General features: G+C 42.7%; 20 protein-coding genes and 1 CRISPR repeat array. Of the genes, 10 read left to right on the top strand and 10 right to left on the bottom strand.

Annotated elements, in window-relative coordinates:
* Positions 1 to 42 precede the first annotated feature (42 nt).
* From PHAL_RS0102815 to PHAL_RS0102780, 8 genes are all read right to left on the bottom strand, one after another.
* A complete protein-coding gene (locus tag PHAL_RS0102815) occupies positions 43 to 888 on the bottom strand; it encodes a patatin-like phospholipase family protein (RefSeq protein WP_016706895.1) in 846 nt (281 codons plus the stop codon).
* Between the two features lie 93 nt (positions 889 to 981).
* On the bottom strand, positions 982 to 2,217 hold the full coding sequence (locus tag PHAL_RS0102810) for an ABC transporter permease (protein ID WP_016706894.1): 1,236 nt from the start codon (positions 2,215 to 2,217) through the stop codon (positions 982 to 984).
* Positions 2,217 to 3,410, bottom strand: coding sequence for an efflux RND transporter periplasmic adaptor subunit (locus tag PHAL_RS0102805; protein ID WP_016706893.1), 1,194 nt, complete (start codon positions 3,408 to 3,410; stop codon positions 2,217 to 2,219). Before PHAL_RS0102805 ends, PHAL_RS0102810 begins: the two co-directional genes overlap by 1 nt.
* A complete protein-coding gene (locus PHAL_RS0102800) occupies positions 3,407 to 4,576 on the bottom strand; it encodes an efflux RND transporter periplasmic adaptor subunit (RefSeq protein WP_016706892.1) in 1,170 nt (389 codons plus the stop codon). Before PHAL_RS0102800 ends, PHAL_RS0102805 begins: the two co-directional genes overlap by 4 nt.
* Positions 4,577 to 4,578: 2 nt before the next feature.
* Complete coding sequence (locus tag PHAL_RS0102795) at positions 4,579 to 5,541, bottom strand: HlyD family secretion protein (RefSeq protein WP_016706891.1); 963 nt, start codon at positions 5,539 to 5,541, stop codon at positions 4,579 to 4,581.
* Positions 5,535 to 6,209, bottom strand: coding sequence for an ABC transporter ATP-binding protein (locus tag PHAL_RS0102790; protein WP_016706890.1), 675 nt, complete (start codon positions 6,207 to 6,209; stop codon positions 5,535 to 5,537). The genes PHAL_RS0102795 and PHAL_RS0102790 overlap by 7 nt, the downstream gene beginning before the upstream one ends.
* A 271-nt stretch (positions 6,210 to 6,480) precedes the next feature.
* Positions 6,481 to 6,936 carry an NfeD family protein gene (locus PHAL_RS0102785; RefSeq protein WP_016706889.1) on the bottom strand — a complete coding sequence of 152 codons (456 nt, stop codon included), beginning with the start codon at positions 6,934 to 6,936 and terminating at the stop codon, positions 6,481 to 6,483.
* Positions 6,937 to 6,953: 17 nt separating this feature from the next.
* The gene (locus PHAL_RS0102780; protein ID WP_016706888.1) at positions 6,954 to 7,907 is read right to left on the bottom strand and encodes a slipin family protein; all 954 of its coding nucleotides are present in this window, start codon (positions 7,905 to 7,907) and stop codon (positions 6,954 to 6,956) included.
* Between the two features lie 387 nt (positions 7,908 to 8,294).
* Here PHAL_RS0102780 and cas6f point away from each other — a divergent pair, with 387 nt between their 5' ends.
* The 3 genes from cas6f to tkt all read left to right on the top strand — a co-directional run bounded on the left by cas6f (position 8,295) and on the right by tkt (position 12,935).
* On the top strand, positions 8,295 to 8,456 hold the full coding sequence (gene cas6f, locus PHAL_RS23735; RefSeq protein ID WP_016706887.1) for a type I-F CRISPR-associated endoribonuclease Cas6/Csy4: 162 nt from the start codon (positions 8,295 to 8,297) through the stop codon (positions 8,454 to 8,456).
* Positions 8,457 to 8,583: 127 nt separating this feature from the next.
* A CRISPR array of direct repeats spans positions 8,584 to 9,031; the repeat unit is 28 nt; unit sequence GTTCACTGCCGCACAGGCAGCTTAGAAA.
* Positions 9,032 to 10,209: 1,178 nt separating this feature from the next.
* Positions 10,210 to 10,734 (top strand): cytochrome b, encoded by a 525-nt coding sequence (locus PHAL_RS0102765; protein WP_016706885.1) that lies wholly within the window; start codon positions 10,210 to 10,212, stop codon positions 10,732 to 10,734.
* A gap of 197 nt (positions 10,735 to 10,931) precedes the next feature.
* A complete protein-coding gene (tkt, locus tag PHAL_RS0102760; RefSeq protein ID WP_016706884.1) occupies positions 10,932 to 12,935 on the top strand; it encodes a transketolase in 2,004 nt (667 codons plus the stop codon).
* Between the two features lie 119 nt (positions 12,936 to 13,054).
* Here tkt and tal read toward each other — a convergent pair whose 3' ends face one another.
* A complete protein-coding gene (tal, locus tag PHAL_RS0102755) occupies positions 13,055 to 14,008 on the bottom strand; it encodes a transaldolase (RefSeq protein WP_016706883.1) in 954 nt (317 codons plus the stop codon).
* 239 nt (positions 14,009 to 14,247) lie between these two features.
* Here tal and PHAL_RS0102750 point away from each other — a divergent pair, with 239 nt between their 5' ends.
* From PHAL_RS0102750 to PHAL_RS0102720, 7 genes are all read left to right on the top strand, one after another.
* Positions 14,248 to 15,900, top strand: a complete 1,653-nt coding sequence (locus PHAL_RS0102750) for a ribulokinase (RefSeq protein ID WP_016706882.1) — start codon at positions 14,248 to 14,250, stop codon at positions 15,898 to 15,900.
* On the top strand, positions 15,897 to 16,598 hold the full coding sequence (locus PHAL_RS0102745; RefSeq protein ID WP_016706881.1) for an L-ribulose-5-phosphate 4-epimerase: 702 nt from the start codon (positions 15,897 to 15,899) through the stop codon (positions 16,596 to 16,598). Before PHAL_RS0102750 ends, PHAL_RS0102745 begins: the two co-directional genes overlap by 4 nt.
* A gap of 22 nt (positions 16,599 to 16,620) precedes the next feature.
* Positions 16,621 to 18,120 (top strand): L-arabinose isomerase, encoded by a 1,500-nt coding sequence (araA, locus tag PHAL_RS0102740; protein ID WP_016706880.1) that lies wholly within the window; start codon positions 16,621 to 16,623, stop codon positions 18,118 to 18,120.
* A 93-nt stretch (positions 18,121 to 18,213) separates the two neighbouring features.
* Positions 18,214 to 18,804 carry a beta-phosphoglucomutase family hydrolase gene (locus PHAL_RS0102735; RefSeq protein ID WP_016706879.1) on the top strand — a complete coding sequence of 197 codons (591 nt, stop codon included), beginning with the start codon at positions 18,214 to 18,216 and terminating at the stop codon, positions 18,802 to 18,804.
* 72 nt (positions 18,805 to 18,876) lie between these two features.
* Positions 18,877 to 20,088 carry an aldose epimerase family protein gene (locus PHAL_RS0102730; RefSeq protein WP_016706878.1) on the top strand — a complete coding sequence of 404 codons (1,212 nt, stop codon included), beginning with the start codon at positions 18,877 to 18,879 and terminating at the stop codon, positions 20,086 to 20,088.
* Positions 20,088 to 22,055 (top strand): glycoside hydrolase family 97 protein, encoded by a 1,968-nt coding sequence (locus PHAL_RS0102725; RefSeq protein WP_016706877.1) that lies wholly within the window; start codon positions 20,088 to 20,090, stop codon positions 22,053 to 22,055. Before PHAL_RS0102730 ends, PHAL_RS0102725 begins: the two co-directional genes overlap by 1 nt.
* Complete coding sequence (locus PHAL_RS0102720) at positions 22,027 to 23,997, top strand: family 43 glycosylhydrolase (protein ID WP_016706876.1); 1,971 nt, start codon at positions 22,027 to 22,029, stop codon at positions 23,995 to 23,997. The genes PHAL_RS0102725 and PHAL_RS0102720 overlap by 29 nt, the downstream gene beginning before the upstream one ends.
* 125 nt (positions 23,998 to 24,122) lie before the next feature.
* Here PHAL_RS0102720 and PHAL_RS0102715 read toward each other — a convergent pair whose 3' ends face one another.
* Entirely contained in the window at positions 24,123 to 24,542 is a 420-nt protein-coding gene (locus PHAL_RS0102715) for a hypothetical protein (RefSeq protein WP_016706875.1), read from the bottom strand.
* Between the last annotated feature and the right edge of the window lie 89 nt (positions 24,543 to 24,631).

Below are 24,631 nucleotides of genomic sequence, written 5' to 3'. Positions count from 1 at the left end.
TATAGGTTATTATTGAACAGAAAAAGTTCAGTGGATGAATTATTAGTTGCTAAGCATTCTTTTAAAGTACTGGGCTGCTGCTGTAACGCCCATTTCATAACCTGAACTGAGCTTACTATAGTTTTTAGTCGTTCGGCCCACCTTAAAATGAAAAGGCGGTGCAATGATATTCACTTTGCACCCAGCAGGAGGGTTATGAATGAAGTCTATACTGGCATTGTAGTTATCAGCTCTCATGATGGATGCGTGAGCAAGAGCAGGGTGCTCCTTATAAAGCCGTTTAATTAGCCAAGGCATTTTGGTGGGTTTCTTTTGATAACCTAGAGGTTGCGATAACACCACGGTGATTTCTTCGGCTCCCATTTCATAAGCTTTACGCACGGGTATTGAATCGGCAACGCCGCCGTCGGTCATCGCAATGCCATCAATTGCTGGGTAATCACGATAGGCAATGGGAATTGCACATGAGGCTTTGAGTTGTTGTTCTAGTTGATTCGCCGTTGCCTTTAAATAGTGCGCTTGGCCCGTTTCAATGGCTGTAGTAACAATGTAAAACTTGCAGTTTTGTTCAGTAAAAGAGGCTAAATCTAAGCGAATATCTGTAATTGTTTGTTGCCATAGCCAATCTAAATCAAATAAATGACCACCGCGTATAAAGCGCGGTAAATTAATAAATTCAGGGCGACAAGAATAGTCAGTGATCACTGCATGATTACGTTTATGTTGGCCACATAAATAGGCGGCAATATTGGTCGCTCCCGCAGATACTCCAAAGCACTGGTTAAATGGCTGATATTGAGCTGTTAAAAAGGCATCGAGTACACCGGTGGCAAAAATGCCGCGCATTGCACCGCCTTCTACGACTAAAGCATGGTTTAACTGAGCCATGTTCACTCCTTCATTGTTTTATCCATGCTAACAATTTTAAACGTGATCCGCGAGACACAGTTAAGCTTAACCTCTAATTACAAAAAAATGCGCTTAGTCGCTTTGCAATGCTTCTATTGGGTCAAGTTGCGACGCTTTGATTGCGGGGTATACACCAAAAATAAGCCCAACGAGCGCACAGATACTAAATGACAAAACAATTGCCGTCATTGACCAAGATACCGCCCATTGCGAATAGATAGAAATGATCTCAGATAGCGCGATACCAAATACCACACCGAGCAAGCCGCCTAAAATAGAAATGGTAAAGCTCTCTGCAATAAATTGAATGCGAATATCTTTTTGTGTGGCACCTACGGCGCGTAACAAGCCAATTTCTTTAGTGCGCTCGAGCACAGTGGCTAGCATGATATTCATAATGCCGATACCGCCGACTAACAGAGAAATTCCTGCTACACACGACATCACAATATTAAAAATCTGTTGTGTTTGTTTTTGCTGCGCTAATAACGCGGCGGGAATAACGAGTTCAAAATCGTCAATATCGCTGTGACGATTTCTTAATAGATGTTCCAGCGCTTGAGCTGCAATAATAGGGTCAACTGACTTATCAATCGCCAGCTTTAAGCTACTTACTTCACTATCTAGCAGACCACTTTCAAAGCGATGCACAGCGGTACTCATAGGTATAAACACTTGATTTTGCTCATTACCGAGTTTAACCCCTTGAAATTCTTTTTTCTTTAAATAAGGTGCTTGTAAGATGCCAATTACCTCAAACCATAAGTGGTTGATTTTTATTTGCTGGCCGAGTGCATCCCCTAGTGGAAACAATTGCTTTGCAGTGTTGGCGCCTAATAAAGCCACTTGCGCAAAGTTTTCATCGTCGGCTTGATTGAGTGCTCTGCCTTGAAATAGCTCAAAGTGGGAGAGTTGAAAATAATTAGCGCTAACCCCCACCGCTCGGCCATCACTGTTATTGTATTGGCTAAATACATGGTAGGTTTCGATGTTTTTTTGTGCGGAAAATGCGGTTATAAACGGCAGTGAGTCGTGGGCCACTTGAGCGTCACGCAAACTCAAACCTGCAGAGTGTTTACGTTGCTCTTTTAGCTCTTTTTCATCAAACTCTTTGGCATTAACGATTAGATTGTATAAGCCCATAGAGTCAATCATTTTCATGGCTTCGCGCTCAGCGCCTTCACCAATATTTAGCATGGCTATTACTGCACCGACCCCGAAAATCATTCCCAATAATGTGAGTAGGGTACGCAATTTGTGCTGGGCAAGCTCTAAAGTGGTATCAACAAATAAACTTAAGTACTTCATTAGATGTCCTTTATATCTATGAGAGAGATAACATCATTAGTTGCTAAACCATCGAGGATCTCAACATGGCTCAGATTATGTTTACCTAGTGTAACAGTCGTTTTGATAAACTCGCCGGATTTTTCAGTATAGACATAGTGAGCATTTTGTTCGGTAAACACGCTTTGTTTTGGCACGATTAAACGCTCAGTTAATGGAGTCACTAAAATACGCGCAGTGAGTTTTAAACCTGGGCGCAAGGCAGCCGTTTGTTGGTTAATAGTGGCTTTTAGCTCGTAATATTTTTGTGGATCGCCACGTTTAATCGACTTAGGAAACGGTGACACCTCTATCAGCTCACCATTAAATTGCTGCTTAGGTAAAGCAATTAGTTGAAATTGCAGGGGCTGTCCGGGGGCTAAGTCAATGGCTTCACGTTCAGAAACATACAGTACTAATTGCATTTTGCTAACATCGGGCAGTGCGGCTATTTTTTGTCCAGGCCATAACGTTTCACCGGCACGAGGTTTTTCGCCCCGCCAATTGGTATTGTGGGTTAATAAGCCATCATGTGGAGCAACAATTTCTAATTGAGATAAGTTTGTGTTGAGCATTTCAAGTTTTTGTTTATATTGATTCTCTTGCATTTTTAAGAGCATGAGTTCGCCTGCAGCACTTTGTGCAAAGCGACCTGTTTGCCAATCATAATAATCATGTTTGGCATTTAAAAACTCAACGTTTTGTTGTGACTCTAAAATATCCAGCTTTGAACGAATACGTTCATCTTCAATAGAGTAGTCCTCGGCAAATTGCTTTTCTTCTTTAACCAAAACAATATCATGCTTTAAAAGTGCTTTATCTTTATCTATTTCACCTGATTTTTGTGTTAAATCTTGCGCCGTTAAGGCGGCCCGATTGGTATTTTTTTGGCTTTGACGGCGCATTTGATCGCCGTCAAAGCGAGCAATTACATCCCCTTTTTTTACTTGCGTATACTCAGGCATCAGCCACGCTAACGTTTGCGGTCCACGTGTTGAGGCTGGCGCAGTAATAATGACTTCATTCGCTGCAACCAAGTGACCTTTCGCTTCGACAACTGTTTCAAATTGATGTTTGCTGACAGTATAAGTGAGAGCATTTTGTACAGAATTGTCTTTTGAACAGCCGCTTAATATGATCAAAGCGAATAAACTTAGAGTGAAGTGTATGTTCATAATTTTACCTCGTCACCGGCCTTTAAACCGCTTTTCACCACCGCAAGATTATCGGTAAAGTGGCTGATCTCTATAAATTGTTGAGCATTTTTAGTGGTTGTGACATATGGCCCTTGTTGATCGTATTGAATGCTGGCCAATGGAATGCTTAATACTTGCGATAATGCAGTCGTGGTGATCTCTAAACGCGCTGTAAGACCGGGGCGGATCACACTGGTGTCAAGGTTATCAATACTTACAATGGCATCAACAATACGACGTTTATCTTGTGGTGACTTTTCTCTAAATACCCGCCCAAGGCTGTCAATTTTACCGGAAACAACAATTTCAGTACTGCCATCTATGGTAATTTTAACTTTTTGACCAGGGGCAACTTTACCGCTATCAGGCTCGTCAATTTGTGCTTTTACTTGCATGTTTTCTAATACTGCAAGCTCTATAACTGGTTGGCCAAATTGTACGCTTTCGCCTATTGATGATTTTTCACCTTGGTAATTGGTCTTGTAAATGACTAGACCATCTATTGGTGCTTTTACTTTTAGACGTTCAATATCTTGTAAGTAACCGTCAACTTCACTTTGTAGCCTAGCAACTTTACTTTGCACCATTTTTAAGTTGAGCTCTTTGCTTTGTTGCTGATACGCTTGTTTGCTTTTTGCGAGGGTCAAATCGTTACTCGCAATAGTAAAATCAATCTGTGATTTTTTGCGTTCGACTTCGGAGCGGGAATTATCAACTATTTCAGCCTTGCGCTTGGCTTTGTCGTAATTCATTTTCATTTCAGCGACTTGCAGAGTTAGCTCTTGTTCTTTTATTAACTCTTTATTTTGCGCGTTTTCGAGTTGTTTTTTGGCGCGTTCTAAATCCCCTTGTTTATCGATTAGCTTGTCACGAACTTGCTTGTCGTCAAACGAGACCACTACATCACCTTTTTTTACATGGCTGTTTTCAGGTTGCATGGTTTTAATTTGGTATTGCCACATCCGGGCAACAGAAGGGGGGGCAATAATTGCACTGGTTGATGACTCAAGCTCGCCATTTGCTTTAACACTCAACACAATATCACTGCGCTCTACACTGAAGTTTTGCTCGTTTTGTTCATTACAGGCAGTTAAAAATAGGGCTGAGCTTACTAGTAAGGCTTTAGAAAAGAGGCGATTATTCATTTTTACTCGCTCCTAATAGTGAGCTTTGCGCTCATACCAGGCAATAACGTTAATTTTGGAGCACTGAAATTAAAGCGAGCTCTGAAGTAGGCGTCTTTACCCCACTGCAGCCGTTCTTCCGGTTGGGTTGAAATTTCAGTTAACGTGGCTTGCAATGGCTGCTGTAAATAGGCATCAAATAACAGCTTGGCTGGTTGGCCGAGCTTGAGTTTCTGATAATCAACCTCATGCACCCAGGCTTCGATATACAGTTCACTCATGGTAGGAATTTCAGCAATTTTCCAGCCTGGTTGTGCCGTCATGCCTACAAAGGCTTTTTCACCATTCCATGGGTGGTTTGCATACAACACAGGCCCCGAGCGTTGTGCTTTGATACTCATGCTGGCCAGTTGTGTTTTATTGTATTGTAAGTTGGTCTCTAATTGCTCAATTGTGAGCAGTTGTTTATTGTGTGCTACTTTATTTTCAGTTTTAACTTGTAGCAGTTCTTGTGCTGATTTCTGTCTATTGATCAGGGCTTTTTCAAATTCGAGCTGGTTTTTTTGATAATCATAAGTGCTTAAATTTGCTTGTGGGATTGCGGCATCAATACGTGCCCGTTGAACCAGAAGTTCGGTACGTTTAAAGTTAAACTCGGCTTCAATTTGTTTTTCTTCATTACTGGTGGTTACTCGAACCAACTCTTCTTTTGCAGCTTCTAAACTGACTTCGTCTTGTTCAATTTCACTGGCAATCGAGCCACTGTCAAATACCACCACCACATCACCTGGCTGGGCTATGTCGCCTTCTTTCATCATCCATTGAACTTGTACTCGCCAATTGTCAGATTTAGGGGCATAAAAAAGTTGCTGCTCACTGGCTTTGAGTTCACCGCTTAAAAGCAAACTGCTCTGTGCAAAGCTGGAATATGCTCCTAAAATGAGTGACAACACTAGGTTGGTTTTAATGAGTTGCTTTATTAACATTGGCTGTCCTCAATTACGACCCCATCTTTCATGCGGATAATACGTTTTGCATAGGCCGCAATATCTTCCTCATGGGTTACCATTACTAAGGTATGACCTTGATGATGAAGCGAGCAAAGCAGCTCCATGATCTCATGGGAGGTTTTACTATCTAAGTTACCTGTAGGTTCATCAGCAAAAATGACTTTAGGCTCGTTCACTAAAGCCCTGGCAATGGCGACACGTTGGCGTTGGCCACCGGACATCTCAAAGGGTTTATGATGAGCACGAGCACGTAGGCCTACTTTATCTAGCATTGCCAGTGCGCGTTCACTTGCTTGTTGTTTTGGGGTGTCAGTATAGCGCAGTGGAAGCGCGACATTTTCTTGTGCACTTAAGCGGGTAAGCAAATGAAAAGTCTGAAAGATAAAGCCAATTTTTTTATTACGAATGGCTGACAGACTGACATCATCAATGTCTTTAATGCTTTCACCAGAAAGTAAATAATTACCCGATGAAGGAGTATCTAAGCAGCCTAGAATATTCATTAAGGTAGATTTACCTGAGCCTGACGCTCCCATCACAGCAACAAATTCACCTTCCTTGATATGTAACGACACATTTTTCAATGCTGTTACTTGCGTCTCGCCAGCACCATAAGTACGGCAAAGATTTTCAACCCTGATCATAGTGTACTTTTTATTTTTATAATTTATAATAGCCTAAACTAGCGATAAATGTGGTGTGAAACAAGTAAAAATTCAGCTCGCAGTCAGATTGAAGCGGGTTTATTTGTAAATTAAATCAACGGTTAACAATTTTTTATCAAGTTCGCTTTATATTTTTAACGTGATTGTGACGTAAATTGCAGCTGTTTTGTAACCAAGTTGGTTTACTTTATAAAAAGAGGATGTAAGTAGCGTGAAACTGATCACACGCTACATACTAAAGTGCAGAGACTTAAATTAGAGGCTCAACCCACATTACGCCGACTTCCTTTTTTACCACTTTTACATGGGTGCCGGCGCTCAGCGGTTGCTGGCTTTTTAGTTTCCAGGTTATTCCTGAGTACGGGTGAGTGGTAAGGCCTAACTCATTAACATCATTAGTGAGCACAAAATTAAGGTCGGCAAAATCACTTTTCACACTTTTGCTATCTACGTTTTCTTGCATTCGCTTAAGCGGTTTCCACAATAATAATGCACAAGCTGCGGTAATTAGTGTGTTACTCCAAAGTGCTGTTGTTAATGATGCATCTAATAAACCAAAGTTCATCATTAAGCCTGTCGCAAATAAAGAAATACCCAAAAACAACAATATAAACGTAGACATGCCAAGTACAGCAACTTCTATTATTAGTGCTAATACGCCTAATATCATCAACGTTTGCGGTAAATTATCTATAATAAACTGCATACCTTGCTCCTATATAATTAACCTTTTTGCTTGGTATTTAAGGTATTAATAATTGACATTGCTTGTGCCACCATTGAGCTGGCATCAGTACCGTTATCTGGTAGTAACACGACAGAAGATTCACGCGCTATCGCTTCTTTCGCTGCAATAGCTTTGGTCGCTAAGTCTAATTGGATGGCTTTTTGACCTTGTTCAGTATCCGCCGCCTCACCCACTTTACGCAGTGCATCCGCTTGTGCTTCAGCAACCGCAATAATTGCCTTTGCTTCACCTTCAGCGCGCAGGATTTGCTCGGCTTTTTCAGCTTCTGCTGCCAATACTTGTGCTTGCTTTTTACCTTCTGCGACGTTGATATTGGCTTGTCGGTCACCTTCTGATTCTAAAATTTGCGCACGTTTTACACGCTCCGCTTTCATTTGCGCTTCCATCGCTTCCATAACCGATTGCGGTGGCACAATATCTTTTATTTCATAACGTAATACTTGAATACCCCAAGGCTCAGCGGCTTGGTTAATGGCTGCAACAATATTGGTATTGAGTAAATCACGCTCTTCAAAGGTTTTATCAAGCTCCATTTTACCCAGCTCAGAACGCATGGTGGTTTGCGAAAGTTGCGTTACTGCAAACACATAATCGTCAACGCCATATGTGGCTTTGTACGGGTCAAGTACACGGAAATACAATACACCATCGACAATCAGTGAGATGTTGTCTTTGGTGATGGCAGATTGCGAAGGCACATCTTGTGCTTGCTCTTTTAAGCTACGATCAGCTGCAATACGATCAACAAATGGCACAATGAAGTTTAAGCCCGCTTCTTTGGTTGATTGGTACTTACCAAAACGTTCAATCAACCATGCGCGGTTTTGCGGTACAAATTTCACACTGCTTTTTAGCAGCACTAAAACAAAAATGAGTAAAAACGCTTCAACAGTAAATAACATGTTGAGAATTTGCGCGATAGGGTCCATAGATACTCTCCTTAGATTATTGCCAAATGGCGGCGTTACAAAACGTTGTTTATTTATTATGTACAAATGTAACTTGGCTAAGATTACCATTGAGCTGCGAGCTCACCTAGTAAAAAATCGTGACAAAGTATGTCAGTAAGATAATTACGATAGCAAGATTATGGTCATGTTTTTCAAGATGCGCACAGAAAGCATGTTTAATTTTTGATTTAAAGCAAATAGTTCAGGCAGAAAAGAAATTTTGTTTTGACTCTCGTTGTCAATTTAAGATTAGCAAGCTCAAAGTGAATACCTAATATGGTTAAACTCACCACTATGTAAGGATAGAGCCCGCGCCATGTTTAGTTCAAAACAAAGTACACATTTTTATTAAACCATGTGAAATGTATGCTTAGCGCTGCTGAGAATCTTTACCTAAATTTTTTCAGTAGTTCAACAGAACAAATACATCGCAAATCCTTTGCGTTTAGTGAGTTAAAAGATAAACCTATTGATGGTAAATTTGATTCATATGGATTAAGCAAAACCGCTACCGTACCTTGGCTTTAACCCTTTATTTTTGCTCTTTAAAAATTTACTATAAAAACAATGAATTATAATAGGTCGTTTTTTATAAGTTAAAATAGCAATATTTAACCTAACGGCTTGTTGTAAGTTACTTTTATGCTGGTATTCCGTTCACTGCCGCACAGGCAGCTTAGAAATAACAACTCACTTGCTGCCATTGCCTTTGCCAGTTTACTGCCGCACAGGCAGCTTAGAAATTATACGAGCCTTTTGGTTCAAACATGTAATAGTTTACTGCCGCACAGGCAGCTTAGAAAATCAAGTTGAATCTCAAATTGAAAGGACGGGTGTTCACTGCCGCACAGGCAGCTTAGAAAGCATAGTGACGTATGCGGCTTTTTTATGTATAGTTCACTGCCGCACAGGCAGCTTAGAAAAGCAAGGTGAAAAGATATTCATAGGCATGGACGTTCACTGCCGCACAGGCAGCTTAGAAAGCGTTTACCCACTTCTATAAAATCAATATCACGTTCACTGCCGCACAGGCAGCTTAGAAAAACCAAAAACACGGCGGATTTCATCATTGCAGGTTCACTGCCGCACAGGCAGCTTAGGTGACGAAGGACCGAAACGGAGTTTCGCAGCCTGAGGAAGTGAGGTCATGGATGACCGATGTAACCAAGCTCCATGGATGGATTGTAAACACCGTGGTTTGTTTGAAGTTCAGTTAATTTTCGCGCTAAAGCACGACCTACAACACAGGCAGCTTAGGTGACGAAGGACCGACAAAAATATCGGGAATATTTTTGAACTGCGAAGCAGGCCTTTATGGCGAAAGGCAGGATGCCTAAAGTAAACGGTTTATCTAGTAAATAGCGCAGCCTGAGGAAGTGAGGTCATGGATGACCGATGTAACCAAGCTCCATGGATGGATTGTAAACACTGTGGTTTGTTTGAAATTCAGTTCATTTTCCGCGCTAAAGCACGACCTACAACACAGGCAGCTTAGGTGACGAAGGACCGACAAAAATATCGGGAATATTTTTGAACTACGAAGCAGGCCTTTATGGCGAAAGGCAGGACGCCTAGAGTAAACGGGTTATCTAGTAAATAGCGCAGCCTGAGGAAGTGAGGTCATGGATGACCGATGTAACCAAGCTCCATGGATGGATTGTAAACACTGTGGTTTGTTTGAAATTCAGTTCATTTTTCGCGCTAAAGCACGACCTACAACACAGGCAGCTTAGGTGACGAGGGACCGAAACGGAGTTTCGCAGCCTGAGGAAGTGAGGTCATGGATGACCGATGTAACCAAGCTCCATGGATGGATTGTAAACACTGTGGTTTATTTGAAGTTCAGTTAATTTTCGCGCTAAAGCACGACCTACAACAGCGGCAGCTTAGGTGACGAAGGACCAACAAAAATATCGGGAATATTTTTGAACTACGAAGCAGGCCTTTATGGCGAAAGGCAGGACGCCTAGAGTAAACGGCTTATCTAGTAAATAGCGCAGCCTGAGGAAGTAAGGTCATGGATGACAGATGTAACCAAGCTCCATGGATGGATTGTTAACACCGTGGTTTGTTTGAAACCCAGTTCATTTTTCGCGCTAAAGCACGACCTACAACACAGCCAACTTCGCAAGCAATTAAGAAGGTGTTTATCGGCGACTTCAAGCTTGACGTTTGTAACCTGGGGCTACTTCTCATTTACTTTTCGCGCTGCTCTGTTAGGTGCTAAAAACACGGAAGCAGGCTATATTGAATAAAGTGTAGATAAATAATGGAGAGTGTAATGCTTTATGACTCACAAGAAAAATATGGCGCGGTTTCACGGTTTTTTCATTGGGCAATGGCGGTGCTTATTTTTTGGCAAATGTTAAAGCTATTTGACCGTATTAATGAGGGGGAGCATTGGGTAGGTCAAGTGCTTGTACCCTGGCATATATCGATTGGTGTATTATTGCTTGTACTTATAATTGTGCGCATTGGCTGGTTTATGTCACAGCGTGCAAATCGACCGCCTGTCGACGAACAGTTGGCTGTTTTTGTTAAAGTAGGGCATGGGCTATTATATTTAGGAATGGTGTTAATGCCTGTGACTGGTCTTGCCTATATGGTGGGTAAAGGCTATGGTTTAACCGTGTTTGGTGTGCAACTAGTTGCAAAAAGTGATGGTATTGCATGGCTGGCCAGTATAGGGGGGTTACATCCTTATATTGCATGGACTTTGCTTGTACTTATTGCTGGTCATATCGTGATGGCATTTGTACACCAGTTTATAAAAAAAGATGGTTTATTACAGCGTATGCTAGGATGAATGAGCTCGTTGTCTTTTGTCTTCTCATTTACTCTTCTTTGTACAAAAAATAGTTAAGCTCTGTGAAAATGACTAGGATAACTGCATATTAGGTTGCCTAATATGCAGTTTTTAGCGAGTTAGGGTGATTTCTGATTGCTATTTATATTACATTTTGAGATATTATTTATAATATAATATTAACAGGATAAGAAAAGATGACTCTGCCCAGTTCTCAATCTGCTAATGCAATTCGCATGCTTGCTGTCGATGCCGTTCAAAAAGCTAACTCTGGCCACCCAGGTGCGCCAATGGGAATGGCCGATATTGCCGCGGTACTTTGGCAAAATTTTCACCGTCACAACCCATCAAACCCTAACTGGGTTAACCGCGACCGTTTTGTATTGTCAAATGGCCATGGTTCCATGTTGCAATATGCGCTATTGCATCTAAGTGGTTATGACGTCAGCATTGAAGACATTAAACAGTTTCGCCAATTACATTCAAAAACGCCTGGCCACCCAGAGTACGGTTATACGCCAGGGGTTGAAACAACCACAGGGCCATTAGGTGCGGGTATTGCTAATGCGGTAGGCATGGCGATTGCTGAAAAAACCTTAGCGGCACAATTTAACAAGCCACATTTTGATATCGTTGATCACTTTACTTATTGCTTTTTAGGCGATGGGTGTTTGATGGAAGGTATCTCTCATGAAGCATGTTCATTAGCCGGTACGTTAAAGCTAGGAAAGTTGATTGCCTTTTGGGATGACAATGGCATTTCAATTGATGGCGAAGTGGAAGGCTGGTTTACTGACGATACGCCAAAGCGTTTTGAATCATACGGTTGGCAAGTTATTCGTGGTGTTGATGGCCACGACATGGCAGCGATTGCCAGTGCGATTGAAGCGGCGCAAGCGAACCCTGAGCAACCAACGCTTATCTGTTGTAAAACGGTGATTGGCTTTGGTTCACCTAATAAATCAGGTAGTCATGATTGTCATGGCTCACCACTTGGCAATGATGAAATTGCAGCGGTTCGTGAGCAACTAAATTGGCCACATCCAGCCTTTGAAATTCCACAAAATGTATATAATGAGTGGAACACGCAAGCTAAGGGACAAGACTTAGAAAGTGCATGGCAACAAACGTTTGCCGCTTACAGCAAAGCGCACCCAGAGCTAAGTAAAGAGTTTAATCGTCGTGTAACAGCTAAATCATTACCGAGCAACTTTGCAGAAATTGCTGATCAATACATTGCAAAGTGCCAAGACGATATGCAAAACATTGCTACGCGCAAATCATCACAAAATGCTATTACCTTCTTCGCTGACCATTTGCCAGAATTAATGGGGGGCTCAGCCGATTTAGCAGGGTCAAATTTAACCTTATGGCCTGATGCCAAAGGCTTACAAGATGATGATGCGGGCAACTATGTATTTTATGGTGTGCGTGAATTTGGTATGAGCGCGATTATGAATGGTATTGCGTTACATGGCGGGTTTATCCCATTTGGCGCTACCTTCTTAATGTTTATGGAATATGCACGCAATGCTGTGCGTATGTCGGCATTAATGAATGCGCAAAGCATTTTTGTCTACACCCACGACTCGATTGGTCAAGGTGAAGATGGCCCAACCCATCAGCCGATTGAACAAATTGCCAATTTGCGTATGACGCCTAATATGACAACGTGGCGCCCATGCGATGAGGTTGAAACAGCCGTTGCATGGAGTCAGTCTTTACTCAAACAAGCTGGTCCAAGTGCATTGATCTTTAGTCGCCAAGGAACTAAAGCAATGGCCCGAAACGAAGCGCAAGTAGCTGACGTTGCAAAAGGAGGCTACACCTTAGTTGAGTGTGAGCAAACACCAGAGCTAATTTTAATGGCGACTGGTTCTGAAGTCGAATTAGCGGTTAATGCGGCAGCTGAACTTACAGCTCAAGGCAAGCAAGTTCGCGTTGTCTCTATGCCATCAACCAATCAGTTTGATTTGCAAGATAAAGCTTACCGCCAAAGTGTGTTACCAGCAGGCGTTGCTAAAATTGCTGTAGAAGCTGCGCACAGTGACTTTTGGTATAAGTACGTTGGTCAAGATGGCGACGTATTAGGGATGACTACGTTTGGTGAGTCAGCACCGGGTGCGGTATTACTAGCGCATTTTGGTTTTACCGTTGAGAACTTAGTTGCTAAAGCAAATGCGTTATTAAGCGACATCTAAGTTAAAAGTTTTACCTGATAAAAAGCCCGCTGATTTAATTAAATCAGCGGGCTTTTTTATGTATTTAATTCGAACTCTTGATAATGATTGATCATCAAGAGCGCAATTTAGTTAATGATTTAGACTAGCTCAGCTAAAATGGCTTCAAGCTTTTCTTGGTCAATTGCAAACTGACGAATGCCTTGGCTTAGTTTATCTGTTGCCATTGCATCTTGGTTCATTTCCCAGCGGAAAGCTTGCTCACTCATAGGCTCAGGCGCCGCAACTGTTTCAGTTGTAGGAGTAAGTTGACGTACTAAAGGCGCATCTGTTGCTGCCAGCTCTGACAATAGACCAGGGCTGATAGTTAATCGATCACAGCCTGCTAGTAGTTGAATTTCGTTGATGTTTCTGAAACTTGCGCCCATAACGATGGTTTTATAATCATGCTTTTTGAAAAAGTCATAAATGTGCGTCACTGATTGCACGCCAGGATCGTTAGCACCACTGAAGTCGGTATCAGCATTATTGGCTTTATACCAATCAAGAATTCGACCAACGAATGGTGAGATTAGGTATGCACCTACCTCAGCACAGGCACGAGCTTGAGCAAACGCGAATACCAGCGTTAAGTTACAACGAATACCTTGTTGTTCAAGTATTTTTGCTGCTTGAATACCTTCCCATGTAGAGGCGATTTTGATCAATACGCGTGAGGTATCAATATCTTGCTCTTTATATAGCGTAACAAGTTCAAGTGCTTTATCTATGGTTGCTTGCGTATCAAACGATAAGCGCGCATCAACTTCAGTTGATACTAAACCCGGCACTTGCGCCATTAAGTTTGCACCAATCAATACTGATAACTTATCTGCGGCTTTACTGATCACTTGTGCTTTGTCATTGGTTTGTTGCTTAGCCCAAGCAACGGCTTCAACAGCCAGTGGACGATACTTTTCAATGTTAATGGCATTGAGCAATAACGATGGGTTTGTTGTGGCATCTTGCGGTTTATATTGATCGATCGCTTCAAAATCACCGGTATCAGCAACCACAGTGGTCATGGTTTTTAATTGTTCTAATTGGCTAGACATAGACATCCTATTTTCATCATACAAAATAAATTAACGGCTTTTAGCATTGCGTTTGACATGGTTTAAAGCCCCTTATTAGTGCAAAACATGAGGTTAAAGGGCGCAGGCGTCACTAATATCTCAGAATTAATCTGTTAATAATATTTTTATAATACCTTTACAACCTGTCATTATTGATATTATCATACAAATAACAGTAATGACTAACATTGTTAGTATCCAATTAGTGAAAGGTATTTATGTCTCGTTATACATTGGGCTTAGATTATGGTTCTGATTCAGTAAGAGCACTGCTTGTTGATGTTACCACAGGTAAAGAGCTGGCTAGCCATTTAGTAAATTATCCGCGTTGGGCACAAGGCTTATATTGTGATCCGAGTAAAGACCAGTTTCGCCAGCACCCACAAGATTATATCGACAGCTTAATTGAGGTTGTAAATGGTCTATGGCAACAAGTGCCAGCAGGTACTGCAGATAACGTTGTTGGTATGAGCTTTGACACTACAGGCTCAACGCCGGTGGCAATTAACAGCCAAGGCACACCTTTAGCACTGACAGAAGAGTTTGCTGAAAACCCAAATGCCATGTTTATTCTTTGGAAAGACCATACAGCGATCAAAGAAGCGAATGAGATCACTCGTGCGGCAACCAATAACGAGGTTAACTATCTTTCACATATGGGCGGTATCTATTCGTCAGAATGGTACTGGGCCAAAGCATTACATATCTTCAGAGATGACGCAGCCGTAAAAGCGGCGACTTACTCATGGGTAGAGCATTGTGACTGGATGACGGCATTAATGTGTGGCACCACACACCCTGAAGTATTAACACTGGGTCGTTGTGCTACAGGCCATAAGCAAATGTGGAATGAACAATGGGGTGGCTTTCCACCAAACAGTTTTTTCAGCACTATAGACCCATTATTAGACGGTGTGGTTGATACGCTTAATGCAACAACTCAACCAAGCGATCAGGTTGCAGGTAAATTAACTGCGCAATGGGCTGAGAAGTTGGGCTTATCACAAAATGTAGTGGTAGGTTACGGTGCTTTTGATTGCCACATGGGCGCAGTTGCCGCTAATGTGCGTCCAGGTGTACTGACTAAGGTAATGGGTACATCTACCTGTGATATTACCGTTACTTCTAAACAACAACTTGGCGATACCTGTGTAAAAGGTATTTGTGGTCAGGTTGATGGCTCTGTAATACCAGGCATGATTGGCCTTGAAGCGGGTCAATCCGCGTTTGGTGATTTATACGCATGGTTTAAAAACCTGATGCTATGGCCAACTCGCCAATTAACAAATCTAAACGACGTTGAACAAAGCTTGATCAGCAAAATTGAAGATTCAATTTTAGTTGATTTATCTAAAGCTGCCAGTGCGTTACCGGTGAAAAACACTGATGTAACAGCACTTGACTGGGTCAACGGTCGTCGCACTCCTGATGCTGATCAAAGCGTAGCAATGGCCATGACGGGCATGAAAATGGGCACTGATGCGCCGCAGTTCTTTAAAGCATTAGTTGAGGCGACGGCCTTTGGCGCTCGCGCCATTACTGAGCGTTTTCAAAATGAAGGCGTGCCGATTGAGTCGGTGGTGGTGATTGGCGGTATTTCGAAAAAGTCTGACTACGTAATGCAAACTTGCGCAGATGTATGGAATTGTCCAATTGATGTGCTTGAAAGCGAGCAAAGCTGTGCGCTTGGTGCTGCAATTATGGCCGCAGTTGCTGCTGGTGAATATGCAAGCGTTGCAGATGCTCAGCAAGTTATGGCTTCAGCTGTGTGTCATCAATACCTACCGAACCCTGAGCGAGTAGCAGTTTATAACGAACTCTATGCTAACTATCAAGCGTTAGCACAGTATGTTGATGGAGCAAAAGCATGAGCTACACAGAATTAAAGCGCGAAGTATTCGAAGCAAATATGGAATTACAACGTCGTGGTTTGGTGATTTATACCTTTGGTAATGTATCGCAAATCGACCGCGACAAAGGCGTGATTGCGATTAAACCAAGTGGTGTATCGTATGACCAAATGAAAGCAGAAGACATGGTGATTGTTGATTTAGAAAACAACATCGTTGAGGGCAATATGCGCCCGTCTTCAGATACCAAAACCCACATTCATTTGTATCGCCATTTTAATGACATTGGTGGCGTAACGCATACTCATTCAACGTATGCCACTGCATGGGCACAAGCAAAGCAAAGTATTCCATGTTTTGGGACTACGCACGCTGATTATGTGCACGGTGACATTACCTGCACTCGTGAGCTTACTGATGCGCAAGTAAATGGTGATTATGAGCTTGAGACCGGTATTCAAATTACCGATGCGTACAAAGACCGCGACCCAAAAGCGGCCCCTATGGTGATTGTGGCAGGACATGCACCGTTTACGTGGGGCAAAGATGCTGCGCAGTCTGTGTATCACGCAGCACTACTAGAAGAAATTGCTCGCATGGCTTACTTAACTCGCACCCTAGATCACAATGCCGGTGCACTTAAGAAGTCTGTGATGGATAAACATTATTTAAGAAAACACGGTAAAGATGCCTACTACGGCCAAAGTAACCGTGGCTAACAAGTACAAGAGGAATTTATATATGCCGTCGTCAATGAAAGAAGTATGGTTTGTAACTGGGTCACAACATTTATATGGCCCAAAAGTGTTAAACACTGTTGCAGATAATAGCGCTGCAATTGTTGCGGGTCTAAATAGCGAAGCTAATTTACCGGTTAACTTAGTGTGTAAGCCAACAGTAAAAACGCCTGAAGAAATTCATGCTGTGTGCCAAGCTGCCAACACCGATCCTAACTGTGTGGGTTTAGTATTATGGATGCATACGTTCTCACCTGCAAAAATGTGGATTGCCGGGTTAAACGAGCTGCGTAAACCTTGGCTTCACCTTCATACGCAATTCAATGCCGCGTTACCGTGGTCAGAAATTGATATGAACTACATGAATACGCACCAAAGTGCCCACGGTGATCGTGAGTTTGGTTTTATCGGCACTGTGATGCGCAAAGAGCGCAAAGTGGTTGCAGGTCACTGGCAACGCGCTGACGTACAGAAGCAAATTGATGATTGGTGCCGCGCAGCAAAAGGGTGGGCTGAAAGCCAGACACTTAAAGTGGCACGTTTTGGCGATAACATGCGTCAAGTTGCGGTTACTGAAGGTAACAAAGTATCAGCACAAATCACGTTTGGTTATGAAGTACATGCCTTTGGCGTAGCGGAGCTCGTTAAAGTTGTTGATACCGTCACTGATGCCGAAGTAGATGCGCAGCTTGAAGTATACAAAACTGACTATGTGATAAGCGATGAAACGTTGCAAGATGATTACAAAGTATCGATGCTACGTAATGAAGCACGCTTAGAGCTTGGAATGGAGCGCTTTTTAGAAAAAGGTGGCTTTAAAGCATTCACTAACTGTTTTGAAGATTTATCAGGTTTATCAGGTTTACCAGGGCTTGCGACTCAGCGCTTAATGGCAAAAGGTTATGGTTACGGCGGCGAAGGTGACTGGAAAACAGCTGCTATGGTTCGCATTATGAAAGTAATGGGTGAAGGTCGTGAAGGCGGTTGTTCATTCATGGAAGATTACACCTATAACATGGGCGATACTGATCAAGTGCTTGGTGCGCATATGTTAGAAGTGTGTCCATCAATTGCAGCGCAAAAACCGCGTCTAGAAGTTCACACCCATACAATTGGTGTGAAATGTGATGTGGGTCGTTTATTGTTTACCGCTAAAGCTGGTGCGGCAATTAACGTTTCACCCATTGATATGGGTAACCGCTTCCGCATTCTAATTAATGAAGTTGACACAGTAAACCCACCGGCTGAATTACCACACTTACCAGTGGCGTCAGCATTGTGGGAACCAAAACCAAACTTATCAGTAGCGTCTGCTGCGTGGATCCATGCTGGTGGTGCACACCACACTGCATACAGCCAAGCGGTAACTACAGATATGATTGTTGATTTTGCTGAAATGGCGGGTGTTGAAACCATGATCATTGATGCAGATACCAGCATCCGTGGTTTCAAAACAGAACTACGCCATAATGCAGCGTATTACATGCTAAAGCGCGGCTTATAATTTTATAGCGCAAGTAGACAATAATATGTTGTGTTCATAAGCCAGCCTAGCGCTGGCTTATGCTATTGTGTGCTTTTAATTTTAGGAGTAACAATGCTAGATCTAACAAAATACCAAGGCATTATTTTTGATATGGATGGCACGCTAATCGATTCGATGGGCGCACATTTGCAAGCTTGGGAGTTGACCTGTCAGGCTTTTGGCTATCCGTTTGACTACGACTATATGTATGGTTTAGGTGGCGTGCCAACGCTTGCAACCGTTGATATTCTCAATGAAAAATTTGGCCTTAGCCATAATGCGGATGAAATTGCGCAGCAAAAACACCAATTTTGGTTAGGTTTAAACCAGCAACCAGAAATCATTACTGAGACTGTCGATATATTAAATTATTACCATGGCAAAATGCCAATTGGCGTAGGTACTGGTGCAGATCGCGCACATGCCATCGACCATTTAACTCATACCGGGTTAATCGATAAAATTGATGCGTTAGTTACGGCCAGTGATGTTCGTCACGGTAAACCACACCCAGAAACCTTTTTAAGCGTTGCCAAACAAATTGGTGTACAGCCAAATCATTGTGTGGTGTTCGAAGACACGCAAATAGGTTATCAGGCAGCAGCGGCGGCAGGTATGGACTGTATTTTAGTTAAAGACGGCAAAATACAACTAGAAACTTAGGCGAATAAATTTGCAATTCACTACTATATTGTATTATAAAAGTATAAATACAATTATAAAAAGGTTAGTGGTATGTCATTGCAATGTGTAACTCAGCGCCTAACAGCGGTTCATCAGTCGTCAGCATCTATTAAAAAATTCTCTCGCGGTATCTTTGCAGTGGCAGTGTCCTTTGGCATTGCCTTAACCCCCGCGTGTGCTCACCAAGGAGACAATATGAGCAATTCACCTTCTGCATTACTGCACGCTTATGGCAAGCTTGCAGATCACACTCCGATCAACCAAGTGACCTTAACCAATAGCAATGGTGTGAGCGTTGATGTGATCAATTATGGGGGCATCATAACGCGCATCGAAACGCCAGACAGCAATGGCAACATGGGTAACATTGTTTTAGGCTTGGATAACTTAGCAGATTATACCAATGCAACCACTTACTTTGGCGCGATCATTGGCCGCTTTGGTAACCGTATTGCTAATGGTAAATTTAGCTTAAATGGCACCGACTATCAGTTAGCCACTAATGACGGTGATAACCACTTGCACGGTGGTGTACAGGGCTTTGATAAGAAAGTCTGGACTATGGTGCCATTTAGTACAGAAAACAGTGCGGGTGTCACACTCAGTTTAGTGAGCCCTGATGGTGACCAGGGTTACCCTGGCGAGCTTACAACACAAGTGACCTACACACTGACCAACAAAAATACCCTAGATATGCAATTTGTGGCAAAAACCAATAAGCCAACCATCATTAATATGACCCAGCATAGCTATTTTAACTTAGCAGGTAAGGGCGATATTCTTGATCACCAAATGCAAATTAACTCAAATGCAATTACGCCTGTGGATGGCGGTTTGATCCCAACGGGTGAGTTGATGCAAGTGGCGGGCACGCCGTTTGACTTTAGAAATCCAAAAGCCATTGGCAAAGAAATAAATGCCGATGATGAGCAGCTCAAGCTTGGCAAAGGTTATGACCATAACTTTGTTCTTAAAAGCCAGCCTAATCATGATTTGATTGAAGCGGCTAAGGTGTATGAACCAAGCTCAGGGCGTACCTTGACTGTGTATACAGAAGAGCCAGCGGTACAGTTTTACTCGGGCAACTTTTTAGATGGCAGTAGCAAACAAGCCTCTGGTTTAGTACATAAATTAAGAAGTGGTTTTTGTTTAGAGCCACAGCACTTCCCAGATGCGCCTAATCAGCCAACATTCCCAAGCACAACATTGCTACCGGGTGAAGTTTATTCAACCCGTATAGTGTACGAATTTGGTACTAAATAATGCGTTTTGTTAATCGAATAGGGCTGCTGTTTGCAGCCTTAGTGATCACAACTGTGGCGCAAGCGACTGAGATTGCGACCATTCGCAGCCCGGATCAGCAGTTAACTGTATTGGTTGATTTAGATGAACAAGGGCAGCTAAGTTATCAAGTACGGTCACGTAGCGATAAGGTCATTGAGCCTTCTTTATTAGGTATCACGCTTAATAATACTGACTTTACTAAGCGATTGAGCTTAGCTGCAGTTTTAAAACAGCTCACAGTAAATGACAGCTATGAGCTTTTTACTGGTAAGCAACAGTTTGTTGATTATCGTGCTAACAGCCTTGTTGTCAGCGTGACTAATCAGCAAGATCAAATATTGAACATTCGCTTTCAAGTCAGTAATGACGGAGTTGCATTTCGCTATGAATTAGCCGGCGAAACCACAGATACACGTGTGGTAATGAGTGAACAAACTGGTTTTAACTTTCCAGATAAAACGCTTGCCTGGCTTCAACCTAAAGCTGAAGCACAAACAGGTTGGATGAATACGAATCCCTCCTACGAAGAAGAATACTTACAAGCGGCACCAGTGACGACCGCTGCAATCACTAATAATGGCTGGGTGTATCCCGCGTTGTTTAAACACAATGAACAGTACATTTTAGTGTCAGAAGCGGGTGGGCCTGACTATTACAGTGGCACGAATTTAAGCAATAGTAGTCAAGGGCAATTTAAAGTTCGCTTTCCTGATCAACGTGAAGTAATCACCAGTGGTGGCTATTTACCTGAGCATACGCTGCCATTATTGTCGCCGTGGCGCATTCTTGCTATAGGTTCATTAAAAACTATCACAGAATCAACGCTAGGGACTGATCTAGCCCGCGTTAATCAGCTAAAAAATACTGATTTTATTAAACCGGGTATTGCCGCTTGGAGCTGGGGCTTACTAAAAGATGACTTTACAACCTTCCCTGTGCAAAAGCAGTTTATTGACTATGCAGCAGATATGCACTGGCAATATGTATTGATTGATGCGGATTGGGATCAAAAAATAGGTTGGGATAAAATACAGCAGCTGGCAACTTATGCTAAGCAAAAAAATGTTGATTTATGGGTGTGGTATAACTCATCAGGTGCGTGGAATAACACGGTTTACTCGCCTAAAAGTGCATTACTGACTCACGCTGATCGCATAAAGCATTTTGCTAAACTGCAGGCGATGGGCATTAAAGGCATTAAAGTCGATTTCTTTCCAGGAGATGGCTCATCGGTGATGGCGTACTACGAAGCAATATTGCAAGACGCCGCAGCGCATCAGTTAATGGTCAATTTTCATGGCACTACCTTACCTCGGGGGCTACAGCGAACCTATCCTAATCTCATGACCTCAGAAGCCGTAAAGGGTTTTGAAATGATCAGTTTCTTCCAAGCCTTTGCTGATAAAGAAGCGCAACATGCCGCCACCTTAGTGTTTACTCGTAACGTGTTTGATCCAATGGATTTTACACCTATGGTGCTTGGCGATATTCCTACTATTGAACGCAAAACCAATAATGCCTTTCAGCTCGCGTTGCCAATTTTATTTACCTCTGGCGTGCAGCACTTAGTTACGACCCCTGAGCAAATGGCAAAGGTGTCAGCACCCGTTAAAACCTATTTACAGTCGTTGCCAACAGTGTGGGATGAAACTCGCTTATTGCAAGGCAGCCCCGGTGAGCATGTGGTAATGGCAAGGCGCCGTGGTTGCAACTGGTATATAGCTGGGATCAATGCTGAAGATAACACTATAACGCTAGATATTGACTTAAGTTTTAGCCACTTTAGCTCAGCACAGCTGCTAAGCGCAGGTAAAAAATTAACAGAGGTTGAGACGCAACAGCTCGACTCAAAACAGCTTTCTATAAAATTAAACCCCAATAGTGGGTTTGTAATAATAACTAAGGGTGATAACTATAATGAATGTACAACATCACTTGCGCACTAAGTTAAAGCGTACCGCTAAAGCAACTGGCCTTGTAGGCTTATTTGCTTTGTCTTTAAGCTCGCTTAGTGGTTGTGGATCTACAACCAGCGCTAACACACAAAAAACAGCAGATAAGGCGCCAATTACGAGCGCCAAAGCACCCACGCAAGACGATGGCGTGTTCACTAATCCACTGTTTCCAAATGGTGCCGATCCATGGCTTGAGTATTGGGATGGTAACTATTACCTGACTACAACAACATGGACATCTGAGTTGGTGATGCGTAAGTCACCGACATTAGCTGGACTTGCCGATGCGACCCCAGTAAATGTATGGTCAGCGACCGATCCTGCGCGCTGTTGTAATTTTTGGGCGTTCGAATTTCATCGTGTTAAAGGCCCTGATGGCTACCGTTGGTACATGATGTACACAGCTGGCACTGATGGCACATTAGATAATCAGCACCTTAATGTATTAGAAAGTGCTGGTGACGACCCAATGGGCCCGTATGAGTACAAAGGCGCACTTATGCCTGACGTATGGAATATCGACGGTAACTACTTAAGTTACAAAGATAAACTCTATGTTATTTATTCACAGTGGCAGGGCGATCAACAGCTCAATATTATTGCTGAAATGGAAAACCCATGGACGCTGAAAAAGAACTCACCGCACACGGTGATCACACGTCCTGAACTTGATTGGGAGATCAGCGGGCGTAAAGTAACCGAAGGTGCTGAAATTCTACAGCATAACGGTCGCACGTTTATGACTTACTCAGCAAGTTTTTGTAACACGCCAGATTATAAGTTAGGGATGTTAGAACTTGTTGGTGATGATCCGCTTGATGCAAACAGCTGGAAAAAGTTTGATCAACCCGTATTTGAACGTACCACTGAAGTATTTGGCCCTGGTCACAATGGTTTCTTCACTTCTCCAGATGGCAGTGAAGATTGGCTGGTATATCACGGCAATGACTCAGTCGAACATGGTTGTAGTGCCACACGTTCTTTACGTGCGCAAAAATTTACTTGGCATGATGATGGCACGCCAAACTTTGCAAAACCTGTAACACCGGGTGTTGAAGTGGCTCCGCCATCAGGCGAATACGGACCACTGGTTACTCGTGTGCAAGGTCAGCGTTATAACCTAGTAAATGCAACTAGCGGTTTGTGTTTAGACATTGCAGCCGATCCTCAAGATGCGCGTGCTGTGCAGCGTCAATGTGCTGCAACCAATGGTCAGTGGGTGATTGATGCCACAACAGATGGTTTTGTCCGTTTAGCTAATCGCGAAGACAGCAAGTTTTTAGAGTTGGCTAATTGTAGCGATGCTGATAATGCGAAAACGCAATCTGCGGCATGGCGTAACAACTTCTGCCAACAATGGAAAGTTGCCCCAAGTACTGATGGAAATGTCACCATTACCAATCGCTACACTGAAAAACCATTAGCCGTAGCAGGGTGTTCAGCCGCACAAAATCAAGCCGTGTTACAACAAGGCAAAGACACGGCATGTGGTGACTGGCAATTACAGCCAGTTGGCAGCGTGGCAGTAATGAGCCAACAAAGCGGTAAAGCGTTGAGCGTTGCAGGTCCTGTTAAAGCAGGCACGAATGTTGAGCAACAAGCATTTACCCATAGCGATGCCCAACAGTGGTTTTTTGCACCAACAGATACTGGTTACGTTGCTTTAAAACAAGACCTTAACAGTGATTTTTGTGCCGCGGTGGCAAACAATGCCTTAGTACCCGGTGCCAATGTTGAAATGGCTTCGTGTGAAGCCAAAACAGCACAATGGCGAATTGCACCAGTAGATGGTGGCGGGGTGATGTTGATCAACCGTTACACAAATCAAGCGCTTGGTTTAAGTGATTGCGGCCTTGCGGAAAACACTAACTTTGCACAACAACCTAATTTGGGTAACAAGTGCCAAATTTTCCATCTTCGTGAGCCAAATTAGTTATTCAATGAGTTCGACTCTCACCAAGCCACTACTTTGTTAGTGGCTTTTTTATGTGCGCGAAAAGATTTAAATGCCATGATATAAGATAATTTTAGGGTATGCTCTAAAGTGACGGATCAGCATCATGCCATGGCACTCAGTAGTACTCCTGGATCGCTAACACCGGCATCTTTCATGGCTTCGCCGATGGATTGGCTCAAGGTCATCATTTGCGTTTGCAGTTCCATCACCATTTTAACTTGCATTTCTACTTGCGCTTTTACAGCTTCATCATCTTGATTTTGTTGCGCTTGTAATTTACTCAGTTGTTCTTTAGCTTGCTCTAGTTGTTGTTTGAGTCTTTCAAGTTGCTCAATCATTTTTTGAATATACTCAGGTAAATCATTATTCTTATCTTGCTCAGCAGTTTGCTGTGCTGCTCGCCCTGAGAGTTTATCTCTTTCTGTTGATGTTAACTTATAGCCTTTATCCGTCGCGACTTCTTGAGTGTTATTGGTGTGGTTTTTGATAGTTAAACTTGCTGATAGTGGATTAAGGCTCATACTAATTTACTTGATAGATAAAGATAGCCTGTTATCGGTTGAAGGGACAGATCCTTTAATTATTTAGAAAAAAAAAGCCGAGTTTTCAC

The organism is Pseudoalteromonas haloplanktis ATCC 14393, assembly GCF_000238355.1.
In the GTDB taxonomy this organism is placed as follows: Bacteria; Pseudomonadota; Gammaproteobacteria; order Enterobacterales; family Alteromonadaceae; genus Pseudoalteromonas; species Pseudoalteromonas haloplanktis.
The sequence above is the reverse complement of the archived record's forward strand: the minus strand, read 5'-3'. Positions and strand labels throughout refer to the sequence as shown.

Bases quoted from the DNA above. Each gene is read 5' to 3' on its own strand.
- PHAL_RS0102780 (WP_016706888.1), bottom strand. From the start codon at position 7,907: ATGGACCCTATCGCGCAAATTCTCAACATGTTATTTACTGTTGAAGCG.
- cas6f (WP_016706887.1), top strand. From the start codon at position 8,295: ATGCTTAGCGCTGCTGAGAATCTTTACCTAAATTTTTTCAGTAGTTCA.
- PHAL_RS0102785 (WP_016706889.1), bottom strand. From the start codon at position 6,936: ATGCAGTTTATTATAGATAATTTACCGCAAACGTTGATGATATTAGGC.
- PHAL_RS0102725 (WP_016706877.1), top strand. From the start codon at position 20,088: ATGCGTTTTGTTAATCGAATAGGGCTGCTGTTTGCAGCCTTAGTGATC.
- PHAL_RS0102750 (WP_016706882.1), top strand. From the start codon at position 14,248: ATGTCTCGTTATACATTGGGCTTAGATTATGGTTCTGATTCAGTAAGA.
- PHAL_RS0102790 (WP_016706890.1), bottom strand. From the start codon at position 6,209: ATGATCAGGGTTGAAAATCTTTGCCGTACTTATGGTGCTGGCGAGACG.
- PHAL_RS0102810 (WP_016706894.1), bottom strand. From the start codon at position 2,217: ATGAAGTACTTAAGTTTATTTGTTGATACCACTTTAGAGCTTGCCCAG.
- tkt (WP_016706884.1), top strand. From the start codon at position 10,932: ATGACTCTGCCCAGTTCTCAATCTGCTAATGCAATTCGCATGCTTGCT.
- PHAL_RS0102805 (WP_016706893.1), bottom strand. From the start codon at position 3,410: ATGAACATACACTTCACTCTAAGTTTATTCGCTTTGATCATATTAAGC.
- PHAL_RS0102715 (WP_016706875.1), bottom strand. From the start codon at position 24,542: ATGAGCCTTAATCCACTATCAGCAAGTTTAACTATCAAAAACCACACC.
- tal (WP_016706883.1), bottom strand. From the start codon at position 14,008: ATGTCTAGCCAATTAGAACAATTAAAAACCATGACCACTGTGGTTGCT.
- PHAL_RS0102745 (WP_016706881.1), top strand. From the start codon at position 15,897: ATGAGCTACACAGAATTAAAGCGCGAAGTATTCGAAGCAAATATGGAA.
- araA (WP_016706880.1), top strand. From the start codon at position 16,621: ATGCCGTCGTCAATGAAAGAAGTATGGTTTGTAACTGGGTCACAACAT.
- PHAL_RS0102765 (WP_016706885.1), top strand. From the start codon at position 10,210: ATGCTTTATGACTCACAAGAAAAATATGGCGCGGTTTCACGGTTTTTT.
- PHAL_RS0102735 (WP_016706879.1), top strand. From the start codon at position 18,214: ATGCTAGATCTAACAAAATACCAAGGCATTATTTTTGATATGGATGGC.
- PHAL_RS0102730 (WP_016706878.1), top strand. From the start codon at position 18,877: ATGTCATTGCAATGTGTAACTCAGCGCCTAACAGCGGTTCATCAGTCG.
- PHAL_RS0102795 (WP_016706891.1), bottom strand. From the start codon at position 5,541: ATGTTAATAAAGCAACTCATTAAAACCAACCTAGTGTTGTCACTCATT.
- PHAL_RS0102720 (WP_016706876.1), top strand. From the start codon at position 22,027: ATGAATGTACAACATCACTTGCGCACTAAGTTAAAGCGTACCGCTAAA.
- PHAL_RS0102800 (WP_016706892.1), bottom strand. From the start codon at position 4,576: ATGAATAATCGCCTCTTTTCTAAAGCCTTACTAGTAAGCTCAGCCCTA.
- PHAL_RS0102815 (WP_016706895.1), bottom strand. From the start codon at position 888: ATGGCTCAGTTAAACCATGCTTTAGTCGTAGAAGGCGGTGCAATGCGC.